At 69.6% G+C, this 14,847-nt stretch carries 11 protein-coding genes; 8 read left to right on the plus strand and 3 right to left on the minus strand.

Annotated features, from left to right (window positions below; translation table 11 throughout):
* The first annotated feature begins 3 nt into the window (after nucleotides 1–3).
* Together ABZV42_RS27465 and ABZV42_RS27470 are read left to right on the plus strand one after the other, a co-directional pair.
* Nucleotides 4–4,989: an amino acid adenylation domain-containing protein gene (locus ABZV42_RS27465; RefSeq protein WP_356054013.1), complete on the plus strand. Its 4,986-nt coding sequence runs from the start codon at nucleotides 4–6 to the stop codon at nucleotides 4,987–4,989.
* Nucleotides 4,990–5,024: 35 nt separating this feature from the next.
* Nucleotides 5,025–5,759, plus strand: coding sequence for an alpha/beta fold hydrolase (locus ABZV42_RS27470; RefSeq protein WP_356054015.1), 735 nt, complete (start codon nucleotides 5,025–5,027; stop codon nucleotides 5,757–5,759).
* A 218-nt stretch (nucleotides 5,760–5,977) separates the two neighbouring features.
* Here the strand turns inward: ABZV42_RS27470 and ABZV42_RS27475 are convergent, their stop codons facing one another.
* Nucleotides 5,978–7,192, minus strand: coding sequence for a transposase (locus tag ABZV42_RS27475; protein ID WP_356054018.1), 1,215 nt, complete (start codon nucleotides 7,190–7,192; stop codon nucleotides 5,978–5,980).
* Between the two features lie 101 nt (nucleotides 7,193–7,293).
* Here ABZV42_RS27475 and tnpA point away from each other — a divergent pair, with 101 nt between their 5' ends.
* From tnpA to ABZV42_RS27500, 5 genes are all read left to right on the plus strand, one after another.
* Nucleotides 7,294–7,671: an IS200/IS605 family transposase gene (gene tnpA, locus ABZV42_RS27480; protein WP_356054072.1), complete on the plus strand. Its 378-nt coding sequence runs from the start codon at nucleotides 7,294–7,296 to the stop codon at nucleotides 7,669–7,671.
* A gap of 107 nt (nucleotides 7,672–7,778) precedes the next feature.
* The gene (locus ABZV42_RS27485; protein ID WP_356054020.1) at nucleotides 7,779–8,315 is read left to right on the plus strand and encodes a Uma2 family endonuclease; all 537 of its coding nucleotides are present in this window, start codon (nucleotides 7,779–7,781) and stop codon (nucleotides 8,313–8,315) included.
* Between the two features lie 142 nt (nucleotides 8,316–8,457).
* Nucleotides 8,458–8,658, plus strand: a complete 201-nt coding sequence (locus ABZV42_RS27490) for a DUF1214 domain-containing protein (protein WP_356054022.1) — start codon at nucleotides 8,458–8,460, stop codon at nucleotides 8,656–8,658.
* A 94-nt stretch (nucleotides 8,659–8,752) separates the two neighbouring features.
* A complete protein-coding gene (locus tag ABZV42_RS27495; RefSeq protein WP_356054024.1) occupies nucleotides 8,753–9,727 on the plus strand; it encodes an ATP-binding cassette domain-containing protein in 975 nt (324 codons plus the stop codon).
* Nucleotides 9,724–10,485 carry an ABC transporter permease gene (locus ABZV42_RS27500; protein WP_355985536.1) on the plus strand — a complete coding sequence of 254 codons (762 nt, stop codon included), beginning with the start codon at nucleotides 9,724–9,726 and terminating at the stop codon, nucleotides 10,483–10,485. Before ABZV42_RS27495 ends, ABZV42_RS27500 begins: the two co-directional genes overlap by 4 nt.
* Nucleotides 10,486–10,689: 204 nt before the next feature.
* Here the strand turns inward: ABZV42_RS27500 and ABZV42_RS27505 are convergent, their stop codons facing one another.
* The gene (locus tag ABZV42_RS27505; protein ID WP_356054026.1) at nucleotides 10,690–12,078 is read right to left on the minus strand and encodes a PLP-dependent aminotransferase family protein; all 1,389 of its coding nucleotides are present in this window, start codon (nucleotides 12,076–12,078) and stop codon (nucleotides 10,690–10,692) included.
* A 571-nt stretch (nucleotides 12,079–12,649) separates the two neighbouring features.
* Here ABZV42_RS27505 and ABZV42_RS27510 point away from each other — a divergent pair.
* Nucleotides 12,650–13,576, plus strand: coding sequence for a phytanoyl-CoA dioxygenase family protein (locus ABZV42_RS27510; RefSeq protein WP_356054028.1), 927 nt, complete (start codon nucleotides 12,650–12,652; stop codon nucleotides 13,574–13,576).
* Between the two features lie 185 nt (nucleotides 13,577–13,761).
* Here ABZV42_RS27510 and ABZV42_RS27515 read toward each other — a convergent pair whose 3' ends face one another.
* Nucleotides 13,762–14,673, minus strand: coding sequence for a putative nonproteinogenic amino acid hydroxylase (locus ABZV42_RS27515; protein ID WP_355989685.1), 912 nt, complete (start codon nucleotides 14,671–14,673; stop codon nucleotides 13,762–13,764).
* Between the last annotated feature and the right edge of the window lie 174 nt (nucleotides 14,674–14,847).

Below are 14,847 nucleotides of genomic sequence, written 5' to 3' on the forward strand. Positions count from 1 at the left end.
CCCGTGATTCCGCTTTCGTTTGCACAGCGCCGCATGTGGCTCACGCACCAGCTGGAGGGCGGGGCAGAGACCTACAACATCTCCCCGGCCTTCCGGCTGAAGGGACCACTGGACCAGACCGCCCTCGTCGCGGCGATCCAGGACGTCGTCGCCCGGCACGAGACGCTGCGCACCACCTATGTCCTGGACGACAACGACGAGCCCCACCAGCGGATCCTGCCCGCGGCACAGGCCCCCGTCCAGGTGCCGGTCATCGACGTCGCGCCCGGCGCCCTGGACGAGACGGTCGACGCGTTCATCGCCCACCGCTTCGACCTCATGGCCGACATCCCCTTCCAGGTACGCCTGTTCCGCTGCTCGCCCCAGGAACACGTCCTGGTCCTGCTCATCCACCACATCGCCTCCGACGGCGTCTCCGGCGGCCCCCTGGCCCGCGACCTGACCACCGCCTACACCGCCCGCCTGGCCGGCCACGCACCCCGGTACGAGCCGCTCGCCGTGACCTACAAGGACTACGCGCTGTGGCAGCGCGAACTCCTCGGCTCCGTCACCGACCCCGGCTCCCTGGCCGCGGCCCAGGCCGACCACTGGCGCAAGGAACTCACCGGAATACCGCAGCCGCTCAGCCTGCCGCTGGACCGCCCACGGCCCGCGACCCGCGACTCCAAGGGCGACTCCCTGCCACTGGTGGTGCGGCCGCAGGCGGCGGCCGCCCTGCAACGCCTCGCCGACGAGCGCGGCATGACCATGTCGATGGTCGTGCAGGCCGCGCTCGGCGTGCTGCTCGGCAAGCTCAGCGGCAGCGAGGACGTCACCATCGGCAACCCCATCGCCGGCCGCACCGACGAAGGCCTGGCCGACCTGGTCGGCCTGTTCGTCAACACCCAGGTCCTGCGCGTCGACCTCTGCGGCAACCCCTCCTTCACCGACCTGCTCCCACAGGTCCGCGACAAGGCACTGGCCGCCTACGAGCACCAGGACGTGCCCTTCGAGACCCTGGTCGAACTCCTCAACCCCGAACGCTCCACCGCCTACCAGCCCCTGTTCCAGGTCATGTTCGCCTGGCAGAGCTTCGAGAAGGCCGACTTCGAACTGCCCGGACTCAAGGTCGAGTTCGAGCAGTACCTCACCAACACCTCCCTGGCCGACCTGTTCTTCAGCCTCGCCTACGACAGCACCGGCGCACTGCGCGGCGACCTCATGTACGCCACCCAGCTCTTCGACCGGGCAACCGCCGAGGCCCTCGCCGACCGGTTCGTCCGCGTCCTGGAGCAGGTCGCCGCCGCACCCAGGGCCCCGATCAGCTCGATCGACGTGCTCGGCGAGGACGAACGCGACCGCCTGGTACGCCGGATCAACGACACCGCCCACCCCGTCGCCGCGACCACCCTGCCCGACGCGTTCGAGGCCCAGGTCGCCCGCACCCCCGACCGCCTCGCCGTGATCGGCGAACACGAGAGCCTGACCTACGCCGAGTTCAACGCGCGCGCCAACCAGCTCGCCCACTGGCTCATCGAGCAGGGCGCCGGCCCCGAACAGCTCATCGCGGTGAAGATCCCCCGCTCCGTGGACCTGCTCGTGGCCGTGTACGGCGTCGTCAAGGCCGGCGCCGCCTACGTACCACTGGACACCGAACTGCCCGCCGAGCGCGTACGGCACGTCCTGGCGAGCGCGAAACCGCTGCTGCTCCTCGAGGACACCCTGCCCGACGTCTCCGCCCACCCGCGGACGAACCCCCAGCGGACCCTGTCGCCGGACAACACCGCCTACGTCATCTTCACCTCCGGCTCCACCGGCGGCCCCAAGGGCGTGCCGGTGGCACACCGTTCGATCACCAACCGGATCGAGTGGGGCCTGGAGCACTTCGGTGTCACGGTCGAGGACCGGATGCTGATGAGCACCTCGGCCAGCTTCGACGCCTCCGTCCCGGAGATGTTCTCCAACCTCCAGATGGGCGCCTCCGTCGTCGTGGCCAGCGCCGAGGGCCGCCGGGACGCCGCCTACCTGGCGGACCTGATCCAGCGGGAGCAGGTGAGCGCCGCGTTCTTCGTACCCTCCCTGCTCTCCGCGTTCGTCACCGAACCCGCGGCCGCCCACTGCACCAGCCTGCGCTGGATCGAGGTCGCAGCCGAAGCGTTCCCGCCCGCCCTCGCCAACCGCTTCACCGACCTGCTCCCCGGCTGCTCCGCCAACAACCTCTACGGCCCCACCGAGGCGACCGTCGAGGTCACCGGCTGGCAGCACGTCCCCGGCGCCGACCGCGTCCCGATCGGCACCCCGATCTGGAACAACCAGGTCTACATCCTCGACGCGGCCTTGCGCCCCGTCGCCCCCGGCGTCGCCGGCGAGCTCTACCTCGCCGGCACCTGCCTGGCCCGCGGCTACCTCGGCCAGACCGGCCTGACCTCGGAACGCTTCGTGGCCTGCCCGTTCGGCCCCGCCGGCGCCCGCATGTACCGCTCCGGCGACCTGGTGAAGTGGAACAAGGACGGCCAGGTCGAATACCTCGGCCGCACCGACTCCCAGGTCAAGGTCCGCGGGTTCCGCATCGAACTCGGCGAGATCGACCACGTCCTGTCCGGACACCCCCTGGTGGCCCAGGCCGCCGTCGTGGTCCGCGAGGACCACAAGGGCGACCAGCGCCTGGTCGCCTACATCGAACCCGACCCCGACGCCGCGGTCGCCGACACCGCCGCCCAGGTCGAGGAATGGCGCCAGATCCACGACGACGCCCACGCGGACGCCGCCGACGAGACCTGGGGCGAGGACTTCCAGCCCTGGCAGAGCGTCCACGGCGGCGAGCCGATCCCGCACGAGCAGCTGCGCCAGTGGCAGGACGCCACCGCCGCCCGCATCCTGAGCCACGCCCCGCGCCGGGTCCTGGAGATCGGCGCGGGCTCCGGCCTGCTCCTCGCCAGGATCGCCGGCGAGATCGAGGAGTACCGGGGCACCGACCTCTCGGCCCAGGCGGTCGACCGGCTCCGTGCCCAGGCCGCCGAGGCCGGCCACGGCGACCGGGTCCGCCTGACCGTCCAGGCCGCCGACGACATCACCGATCTGCCCGAAGGCGGCTTCGACACCGTCGTCCTCGACTCCGTCGTCCAGTACTTCCCGAGCACCGACTACCTCGACCAGGTACTCACCCACGCCCTGGACCTGCTCGCACCCGGCGGCCGGATCGTCGTCGCCGACATCCGCAACGCCGCCACCCAGCGGATCCTGGCGACGGCGGAACAGCGCGCACAGCAGCCCTACGCCTCCCACGGGGAGATCCGGGCGGCGGTGGAAGCGGCACTGCTCGCCGAACGCGAACTGCTCATCGCCCCCGAGTGGTTCGCCGACTGGGCGGCGCGCCACGACGTCGGCGCCGACATCCGGCTCAAGACCGGGCAGGCGCACAACGCGCTGACCCGCCACCGCTACGAGGCCGTCCTGCACAAGCAACCCGCCGACGCCCTCGACCTGACCGCCGTGCCCGCACTGCCGTGGGGCGGCGAGATCTCCGGCCTGGCCGCACTGACCGGACCCGTCCAGCGGGCGGGCGGCCCGCTGCGGGTGACCGGCATCCCCAACGCCCGCCTGGTGGAAGAGGCCGCCGCGGCCGCCTTCGCCGGCGTCGTCGACGAGGAGACCCCCACCGGCAGGCCGCTGGACCCCGAGGACGTCACCGCCTGGGCACACCGCCAGGGCCTGGACGCCGTCCTCACCTGGTCGGGCGAGAACGCCCACACCTTCGACGCGGTGCTGCTGCCCCCGCGGCGCACCGTCACCGGAGGCTTCCTGCCCGGCACGGTCGCCGGACGCGTCCGCGCCAACGCACCCGCGCTGGCCAAGGCGATCGGCCCGCTGCTGGAAGAACTGCCCGCCTACCTGGGCACGCGGCTGCCGGACTACATGGTCCCGGCCGCGATGGTGCCGCTGTCCCGGCTGCCGCTGAACCCGGCCGGCAAGATCGACCGCGCGGCGCTGCCCGCGGAGCACACCACCACCGTCAGCAAGGGCGAGCCCCGCAACTCCCACGAGCGGGAACTGTGCTCCTTCTTCGGCGAACTGCTCAAACTGGAACGGGTCGGCATCGACGACGACTTCTTCGCCCTCGGCGGGCATTCCCTGCTCGCCACCCGGCTCAGCGCCCGCATCCGCAAGCACTTCGGCGTCGACATGCCCCTGCGGACGATCATCCAGTACCCGACCGTGGCCGAACTCGCCGCGCTGCTGCTCATCGGCGGCATCCCCGGCGACCACGACGACTCCTTCAACGTCGTGCTGCCGCTGAACCGGGACCCCGGCACCGGCAAGGAACCGGTGTGGTTCTTCCACGGCGGCGGCGGCCTGGGCTGGGCGTTCTTCACCTTCGCCCCCCACGTGCCCGACCGGGCGGCCTACTCCCTTCAGTCCCGCGGCTCCAACGGCAAGGAACCGATGGCCACTTCGGTGGAGGAGATGGTCGAGGACTACCTGGACCAGATCCTCGCCGTCCAGCCGGAAGGCCCCTACCACCTCATCGGCTGGTCCTTCGGCGGCCCCATCGCCCACGCCGTCGCCGACGCGATGGACCGGCGCGGCCTGGAGGTCGGCCTCATCGCCGTCCTGGACTCCCAGCCCGCCAACTCCGAGACGAACAACGGCTTTCGCGAGGTCGCCGGCCGCACCAAGGAGCTCTACCGCGCCGATGTCGAGGAAGTCTTCGGCAAGTTCATGAACACCGGCAACATGGACGCCTTCCTCGACACCATGTCGCAGGTCGGCGCCAACAACCTCCAGAAGATGGGCGTCTTCGAATCGCCGGTCTACCGCGGCGACGTGCTGTATTTCAACGCCCGGCTGGACAAGGTCGACGGAGTGACCTCCTACGGCCCCGACTGGCGGCGCCACGTCCTTGGCACCATCGAGGAGTACGACGTGGACGCCACCCACCACGACCTGCACATGCCCAAGCCCGCCGGCCAGATCATGCGGGTCGTCGCCCGCAAGCTGGCCGAACGGTGAGCGGCCCCAGAAGCGAGCGAGAGGAGTCGGCCGACGTGAGCGGAGCCGGCACATCAGCAGGACAGGGGGAGCCGGCCACGCTGCTGTGCGTGCCGTTCGCCGGAGCGGGCCCCTCCTTCTTCCACCCGTGGCAGGACCTGGCCGCCGGCCGCTGGCACGTCACCTCGGTCGAACTGCCCGGCAGGGAACGGCGCATCCTCGACGAGCCCTACCGCAACGTCGTCGAGGCGGCCAAGAACGAGATCGACGACATCGCCGCCGGCCTCGGGGAGGACTCCCGGGTCGTGCTGTTCGGGCACAGCCTGGGCGCGGTCCTGGCCTACGAACTGGTGCACCTGCTCGGCACCCGCGGCGTGCACGTCGAACGCCTCGTCGTCAGCGGCTCGCCGGGCCCCTGGACGCAGCGCGAACGCCGCGCGGCAGGCCTGGAAGGCGACGAATTCCTCGCCCGGGTCGAGGAGTTCGCCGGGTTCCGGCACGAGGCCCTGGACCACCCGGAGATGCGGGAACTGATCCTGCCCACCCTCCAGGCCGACTGCGAGATGCACGAGGCCTACGTCCCCAGCACCGACGACCCGGTGCCGGTGCCGATCACCTCCCTGCGCGGCGAGGCCGACGGCCTGGTCACCGCCGAGGAGGGCCGCCAGTGGAAGGACGCCACCACGGCCGCCTTCACCTACACCGAGTTCCCGGGCGACCACATGTACCTGGTCGACCAGGGCCGGGCGATCCTGGACGTGATCGAGAGGGAGTGCGCCGGAGACCGCTGAGAAATGGTGCGGCCGCCGGCCCTCCGGCGGCCGCACCCGGTGGGGCTCGACACCAGAGGCGTGATGCGAGGAGTCGGGCACCGCCTCCTCGCGGACCTCATAGACTTGAGTCGCCTGGCCACAGCACCGTCGCCGTATTCGAGGGGAGTACACCGTGACCGCGCTGACATGATTGCGCCCGAGTGACTCCTCCCCGTCCTGAAGAACGGGGCTTCTCGCTATGCCGTGTTGGCGTGGCGACGGACCAGCCCGGCCCGTAGAACGTTGGTGGCTGCCACGGTGTCGGCGTGCGCGTGGTGGCCGCAGACGACGCAGTGGAATGTTTCCTGGGTGGGCCGGTTCTCCTTCGCGGTGTGCCCACAATGGGGGCAGGCGCGGGAGGTGTTGCGGGGGTCCACGGCGATCACTTCCCGTCCGGCGCTCTCAGCCTTGGCGTGCAGGATCCTCAGGAACACCCCCCAACCGGCATCGGCGATCGAACGGTTCAGTCCAGCCTTCGCGGTAGCCCCGTTGGGCAGGAACGCGCCGGCCCGGTCGGGGTCGGGTTTCGGGGCGGGGGCCGTGTTCATGTTGCGGATCTTGAGGTCTTCGTGCGCGATGACGTCATGCCTGCGCACCAGGTCCAGGGCGGTCTTGTGCGCGTGATCCAGCCGCCGGCGGCGTACCTTGCCGTGCAGCCGGGCGACCTTCTCCACGGCACGTTGGTGGTTGGCGGTGCGGTCCTTGGCCTTGCAGCGCGGGAACCGGGACAGAGTCTGCTGCGCGGCCTGGAGTTTGACGGCGGCCCGACGCCCGTGGCGCGGGTTGGGCACGAAGGCGCCGCCCGAGTCGGCGAGGAAGTTCGCGATGCCCAGATCGATGCCCACCATGCTGCCGGTCGTCGGCAGCGGCTGTGGCTGTTCCTGCTCGGCGGTGAGCACGACGAACCACTTGCGGCACTCCCGCTTGACGGAGACGGTCTTGACCCTGCCTCTCACGGCGCGGTGCCGATTGACCTTCACATGCCCGACACCCTGGAGGCGGACGCGGGTGACGGCCTCGTGCGGGGTGGAGTCCCACCGGCAGCCGTCCCCGTCCTTCGGGAAGTCCACCGTGTCGAACCGGTTCACCCCACGAAAACGCGGATACCCCGGGGCATCGCCGGACTTGACCCGGCGAAAGAACGCGGCGAACGCCCTGTCCAGACGGCGCAGGGTGGCCTGCTGCGAGGAGAACGACCAGCGGCCCTGACGCTCCGGGTCGAACGCCCGGACCTCCTTGAGCTGCGCGGACTGCATCCCGTACCTGACGCTGGTCTTCGAGACGTGCCGCCAGGCGTCGCGGCGCTCCTGCAGGGCCCCGTTGTAGAGAGAGCAGTGATCTTGCAGCATCTCCGACAATGCCTGCGCCTGACGGACAGTAGGCCTCAGGAGGAACTTGTACGCACGGATCATCCAGCCCACCCCCTCCAGCCGATTTCACTCGACCCTACTATATTTGGCCCATGTCACCAGGCTGGGAATCAGATCCCGATATCCGATGAGGAAATCATGTCATTTTCAACCTCCACGCACACTTGGTGTTCGTCACGAAGTCTCGGCGTGAGATCTTCAACGGCGAAATGCTGACGCGCTGCGAGGCGATCATGCGGGACGTGTGCGAGAGCTTCGGCGCGGAGCTGCGAGAGTTCAACGGTGAAGGCGATCACGTCCACCTGCTCGTGCACTACCCGCCGAAAATCGCCCTGTCCAAGCTCGTCAACTCCCTCAAGGGCGTCAGCTCCCGATATCTGCGCGCGCAGCACACCGGCCGGATCAACCGAATCAGGACCGGCTCGGCGTTCTGGTCCCCGTCCTACTTCACCGGGTCCTGCGGCGGCGCACCGCCGAGCATCGTCCAGGACTACATCGAGAACCAGAAACGGCCGGCCTGACTTTTACCCCCAAGACGCAGAGAACTCTGGCGCTTCGCGCCTCCAAGCCGAAGATCGCATTCCCGCCCGGCCTGAAGGCCGGGATTCCCTGCGAAGAACAAGGATGGATGCATACGCCGATCACCGTCGCGGAGTACGACTCCTGGTCCGCAGAGCAGTGTCGAGGCATCGAGATCGTGGACGGGACGGTCGTGGTGAGACCGAGCGCGTCCAAACGCCGTAATCGCCTGGCGCGCTTCCTGGCCAACGCCCTGGATGCCGCCGCCGCGCCCGAGTGGAACGCGGACACGGACTTCGACGTCCGCCTCCAGGACGTCCCGCTCACGAATCGCCGCCCGGACGTGGTCGTGTACCGGGCGGACATCATCGACGTGTCGCCCACTCGGCCCGAGCACGTACTGCTGGTGGTCGAGGTGGTCTCGCCCGGTTCGGAGACGACCGATCGCGTCGTGAAGACGGAGCAGTACGCCAAGGCGGGGATCTCCTTCTACTGGCGGGTGGAGCAGACGGCCAACGGGGTCCCCGTGGTGTACACGTACGTCCTCGATACCGCGGCAAGGCTCTACCGCGACGCCGACGTCTTCACCGACGTCGTGAAGACCTCCGTGCCGTTCCCCGTCGAGATCAAGCTCAGCTCGATCTGACCAGCCGTCCCGTGCGTGACCAGACATCCCGTGGCCGCGTCGAGCCCCCACCTCCGGATCCGCGTCCGGGTGTGCGCAACACGGCCTCGTCTCGCCGTCGGTCCGCCCCCGTGCCAGTCTGTTGAGGGCGTATCGATCGCTCGTGGCCTGGGTACGGCGTGGAAGGCGGGGTCAGGGTGAAGCCCTCGACATCCTCAACAGCCACCGCCACCCGGGTGCCGAGCGCGAACGCAACTGGCTCCCGGCGCCCGCCGGACCGCTCGGCGTCACCCTGCGCCTGTACGCGCCCCGGCCGGAGGCCCTGAACGGCCAGTGGCAGCCGCCCGTCGTGCACAAGGTCTGACCTCCGCCGCACGCGCCATCCGTCGAGGAGGACTCCAGGGCCGTGCCAGGGGTGTGACAGGGCATTGTCAGGCCCACCCGGGACAGTCGTGCGCATGAAGAGTTCCGCTATCGCAGTGACAGGGCTGCGCAAGGCATATGGCGACAAGGTCGTGCTCGACGGCATCGACCTCGAGGTCGCCGCAGGATCGGTCTTCTCCCTGCTCGGTCCCAACGGAGCGGGCAAGACGACTACGGTGAACGTCCTCACCACACTGCTCACCGCCGACGCCGGGACGGTGCACGTCGCCGGGCACGACGTGGTGAGTGCGACCAAGGAGGTACGCGCCGCCATCGGCGTGACCGGCCAGTTCGCCGCAGTGGACGATCTGCTGTCGGGCCGCGAGAACCTGCAGCTGATGGCGGACCTCAAGCGCGTGTGCAACGGCGGCCAGGTGGTCACGCGGCTGCTGGAGCGGTTCGACCTGGGGGAGTCGGCGGACAAGCTGGCATCCGCCTACTCCGGCGGCATGCGCCGCAAGCTGGACCTGGCGATGACCCTCGTCGGCAGCCCGCAGATCATCTTCCTCGACGAGCCGACGACGGGTCTCGACCCGCGCAGCCGGCGCACCCTGTGGGGGATCGTCCGCGAGCTGGTGGCCGAGGGCACCACCATCTTCCTCACCACCCAGTACCTCGAGGAGGCGGACCAGCTCGCCGACCGGATCGCCGTCCTCAACCAGGGCCGTCTGGTCGCCCAGGGCACGGCCGACGAACTCAAGCGCCAGATCCCCGGCACCCACGTACGGCTCCGTTTCACCGACGCCTTCCAGCTCGACTCCGCCGCGCGGATCTTCGACGGTTCCACCCGGGACGACGAGGAACTGATCCTGCGGGTGCCCAGCGACGGCCGGTCGAGGTCGCTGCGGGCCCTGCTGGACCGTCTCGACGAACACACCCTCGACGCACAGGAATTCTCCGTGCACACCCCCGACCTCGACGACGTCTTCCTCGCCCTGACCGAGCACACCGGCAAGGACACCGAGGCGGCCGAGGACACGAGCAAGAAGAAGGAGGCGATCGCGCGATGAGCACGGTCGCGACGGCGTTCGCCGACTCGAGCATCATGTTGCGCCGCAACGTGAAGCACACCCTGCGCAACCCCACCACGGTGTTCAACGCGGTCCTGTTCCCGATCGTCATCATGCTGATGTTCGTCAAGGTGTTCGGCGGCGCCTTCAGCGTCGGCGAGCACTACATCGACTACGCGACGCCGGGCCTGCTCGTGATGGCCGTCAGCTACGGCCTCGGGGCCACCGCGACGGCCGTGAACGACGACATGACCAAGGGCATCATCAACCGGTTCAAGACCATGGACGTCTCCCGCGGAGCCATGCTCACCGGACACGTCGTCGTCACCACCGTGCGCTGCCTGGTGGCCTGCGCCGCCATCGTCGGCGTCGCCTTCGCCATGGGATTCGACCCCCGGGCGAGCGCCCTGGACTGGCTCGGCGTCCTCGGCCTCTTCGTGCTCCTCGCCGTCGGCGCCAGCTGGCTCACCGTCGCCATGGGCCTGGCCGCCAAGACCACCGAGTCGGCCGGCCTGGCCACCGTGCCACTGATCATGCTGCCGTTCCTGAGCAGCGCGTTCGTGCCCGCGGACACCATGGGCGCCGGCGTGAAGCAGTTCGCCCAGTACCAGCCCTTCACCCCGATCATCGAGACGCTGCGCGGACTGCTGGCCGGCCATGTCTCCCACGGCGACGCGATCGCGGCGATCGCCTGGTGCCTCGGCTTCGCCGTCCTCGGCTACGTGTGGGCGCTGTCCACGTTCAAGAAGCGCGCCTGACCCGACCCCCGCCGGCCGGCACCTGCCGGCCGCCCCCCACCCAGCCGCCCCGGCGACCACACCTCGCCGGGGCGGCGCCGTGCCGCCGCACCCAGGACGCCGCCGGCGTCCACCCCGCTACGGCGGCGAACACCCGACCCGCGCGAGCACGAACCGAAGGCCCCCGGACGCACCGCGTCCGGGGGCCTTCTCCCTGCCCGCCGCTCACGCGGTCTGGGGCTCCAGCAGCCGGCCGTGGCCGCCCCGCGCGGGGGCGGCATCGTGGTGGCGTGCGCGCTGGTCCTGGACGAGTTTGCCCAGCCGCTCGACGCCCAGGGCGATCTGCTCGGGGGTGAGCACGCTGAAGGAGAGCCGGGCCTGGTGGAACCCGGACGTGCCGCCGTAGAAGTGGTCCATGGGTGTCCACAGGACACCGAACCGGGAGGCCGAGTACTCGAGCATGGCGTCGTCCGCCCGGAACGGCAGCGTGAGGACGACGAACATCCCGCCCTCGGGCGTGTTCCACGTGACGTCCTGCCGGGCCCCCGGCACGGGTGCGAAGACGCGGTGCAGACTCTCCAGCACGGCCGCCAGGTTGCGGCGGTAGACGGCGGCCTCGCGGGCGGTGGCCCGCTTGAGACTGCACCCGTTCTCCAGCAGGTATCCGCCGATCACCGCCTGCGCGACGGTCGAGGTGTTGAGCGTGACCATGCTCTTGAGCTTGGCGAGATGGTCGGCGAGCAGCACCGGCTCCTCGTGCGCGGCGCCCGTCGCCGTCACCGGCTGGTCGGCGATGACGTAGCCCACGCGGGCGCCGGCGAAGGCGGACTTCGCGAACGACCCGAGATGGATCACCTGATGCCACTCGTCCAGGGTCTTGAGCATGGGCAGCGGGGAACCGCCCGCGCGAAAGAGGGCGTAGGGGTTGTCCTCGACGACGAGGATCCCCTCCCGCCGCGCCAGCTCCAGCAGGGCGATCCGGTCCGCCAACGACATGCTCGCGCCACTGGGGTTGGCGAAGTCGGGGACGACGTAACAGGCCCGCGGGCGCAGGCCCTCGCGCCGCGCCGCCCGTATCTGGCGCTCCAGGTCCTCCAGATCGATGCCCCCCTCGTGCTCGCGCACGGAACGCAGCGGTGCGCCGGCCACCCGGGCCGCGCCGATGAACCCGACGTAGTTGGGGGTGGCGGCCAGGACGACGTCGCGGGTGTCGCGGACGAGGGTGCGCAGCAGCAGCACCATCGCCTCCTGGCAGCCGGTGGTCACCACGATGCTCTCCGGGTCGACCCTCAGGCCCTCGTCGACCTCCAGCTGGCGCGCTATGAGTTCGTGGATGAACCCCTTGGTGCGCCCGTACTGGAAGAACGTGCGCCGCACCTGTTCCGCGGGCATGCCCTTCTCGCCCTCCAGATGGTTCCGGAACGTTTCCAGGTGACGGGAGAGGTCATCGACGTCGTAGAAGCCTTCGAACGGGCGGCCCGCGGAGAACGACACCGCTTCCGGATACCGTCCGGCGAGTTCGTTGAGCAGCGTCATGGAAGTGAGCGCGGGATCGTCGACCGACGCGTGCAGGTCGGTGACACTCAGCCGGATCGGTCCTGCTTGTCTGGGCATAGTCACGTCATCCTCGTCCGCCGGACAACTCAGCCTTGAGCTGGTGTCGGTCGAATGCTGCCTCGTCGGGGTGCTCAAGAACATATGCGGCCCCCCTCGAACGGTGAAAGAAAATCACTGGAGAAAGGGTCGATTCCCGCTGCCGGGCCCTTTCGGCACAGCGGTTTTCGTGCATCCTGTCCCGTCAGCGGGACAGTGCGGATCGACATCCGGACCGGCCGGCGCGCAATACCGAAAACGCGGGCGCGCCATCGAGAAAGCCGTGAGCTCCTTGAGACGTTGACACCCTCATCGGGCGGCGGAGAGAGTATGGAACTGCTGGGCGAACCGCGAGAAGGCACGGGTACTGCCGCCACGACCGGCCGGTGTCACCCGGCGAACGGCCGGGCCGCCGGCCGTCCGCCCGGCCGATGAGCGGCCGCATGTGGCGATGCCGCGCCGACCCTCCATTCGACCACCCGCACACGGCCCGCGCCGCATTCACGGAGCCGGAAAACGGTACGCCGATACGGCTTTGTGCACCCTTTTTCGCGCGGCAAGCGGTATCCGACACCTGAGAAGGAGTTGACGCATGACCACACTTGACGAAGGCGTGCTGGAGAAGGCGGCGAAGGAATACGCCGAGCAGGGCTTCTCCATCATCCGCAATGTCATTCCCCAAGAGCTCCTGGAGGAGACGGCCGCCCACGTCGACTGGCTCACCCGCAAGTACCCGGACCTGCGTCCCGAGCACTTCCACCACCCGCTGATCCGCAACGACGCCTTCTGGGCACGCCTGGTCTCCGACCCCCGCCTGGTGGACATAGCGGAGTTCTTCCTCGGCCCCGATCTGGGCTGCTTCACCGCCCACTACATCTGCAAGCCCCCCTACAACGGGCAGCCCGTGCTGTGGCACCAGGACGGCGCGTACTGGACGCTGAGCCCGATGGAGGCGCTGACGGTGTGGCTGGCCGTCGACGAGAGCAGCACGCAGAACGGCTGCCTGCGGATGATCCCCGGCAGCCACGAACTGCCGCTGCACAAGCCCTCGTTGCGCACGGACACGGACAACATGCTCTTCTCCGCCTCGGACGAGGAGATCGTGCGGGAGTGGATCGACAAGCGCGGCGTCGTGGACATCGAGCTCCAGCCGGGCGATGTCTCCATCCACCACCCGCACCTGCTGCACCACTCGGAGGCGAACACCTCCGCCAAGCGGCGCTGCGGTCTGGACATCGGCTACATCTCCACGACCACCCGCATCCACAGCGAGGGGATCTATCTCGACCCGCTGCTGGTACGCGGGACCGACGCGGCCAGCCTGAACAACTACCGTCCCTTCCCCACCTACCAGGAGGGCGAGACGGTCCCCTTCGCCGGCCAGGAGGACTGGAACGACAAGGTGGCCAAGCTCAACGCGGCACTGCCGTCGCGGACCCGGGACCTCCCCGAGGAGAGCCCCATCGAGACGACCCGGCACATGATCGAGCGTCTGCGCGCGGGCACCACGAAGGGATGACCCGGCCCTGCCGGCCGACGGTGCCCCGTCCCGGACGGGACGGGGCACCCCCCTGACCGTGCGGCGCGGGCAGCGGCGGGCGGGCGAGTGCGTCGCACCGGGCTACCGCTGCTTCTGGCCGACGGCGGGCCGGGTTCCAGGGCACTGCCCCGGAACCCGGCCCGCCGTCGGCCCAAGCGGCGCTCTCACCAGTCGAACGCCTCGCCGTCGCCCCGCTTCTCGATGCAGTACGTGCGAAAGGCCTGGGCCTTGTCGACGATGTCCTCGTCGCCGGTGCGCCGCGCCGCCTCCAGATACCAGTCGAACGCCGCGGTGGCGTGCGCGTGCCGCTCGAAGTGCAGCTCCGCGAACGGGCGGAAGGCCGGCCGCATGGTCGTGAGCGTCAGACCGGCTGCGGCGGAGGCGATGAGTTCCTCGATCTGCGCCTCGGTCGGCTCCGGGCGCCCGACGACGCGGATCGGCTCGCTCGCGGGGACGGTGCCGCGGATCGCGATCGGCTCCTCGGCGTCCGCGAAGTCGAGGCACAGCGAGAGCCGGGCGGTGGCGGACGTGCTGCGCGCCGAGTGCGGGTCGGTCGAGTGGATCTTCCACACCTCGCCGCGGCGGATGTGGTAGACGATGTCGTTCTCGGAGTGCAGCGACTCCTCGCCGGTGCGCAGCGGAATCTGGAGCCGCGTGCCCGGCTTCGCCCACTCCAGGAAGTCCACGTGCGGGGCGATGATCCCCTCACGCAGGGCGAAGACACGCACCCACTGAAGCCGGTCCAGGGGGAAATGCGCGGTCACCAGGGACATGATGTTCGGCAGCTTCTTTCCCAGTTCGGTCAGGGAAAGGCTGCCCTCGTGGGGGCGGAAAGCGACGTCGGAATCGGCGCCGCTGCCGTTGGCCAGCACATGGGACGACCACGACCCGAAGGTGAAGGTGTCGTATTCGCCGCCGTATTCGTGCTCGTCCACGATGGACAATTCCGGGCCCAGGTCGTACGAATCGATGGGCAGTACCGCAAGCCGTTCCGACTTCAGCAAGGAAATCCCCTCCAGCACATGATTGTCCGAGGCGCCCGGAAACCGCTGGGCGTTCCACCCGATCGTCACCATAATTCTTCCCGGTTGTGCAAGGCAACGACGCGGTGAAGCACGGGACTTGGCCGATCCGGCCGGTCCGTCCGCCGCCCGGCGTACGCCTGCGAACAGGGCCGAGAGGAAACCGGCTGTCCTGCCGGCAGGACAACGTGCCGCCTTGCGGTCCCGTCCGCACTGTCATCTCTTGCC

The organism is Streptomyces sp. NPDC005281 (genome assembly GCF_040607495.1).
In the GTDB taxonomy this organism is placed as follows: Bacteria; Actinomycetota; Actinomycetes; order Streptomycetales; family Streptomycetaceae; genus Streptomyces.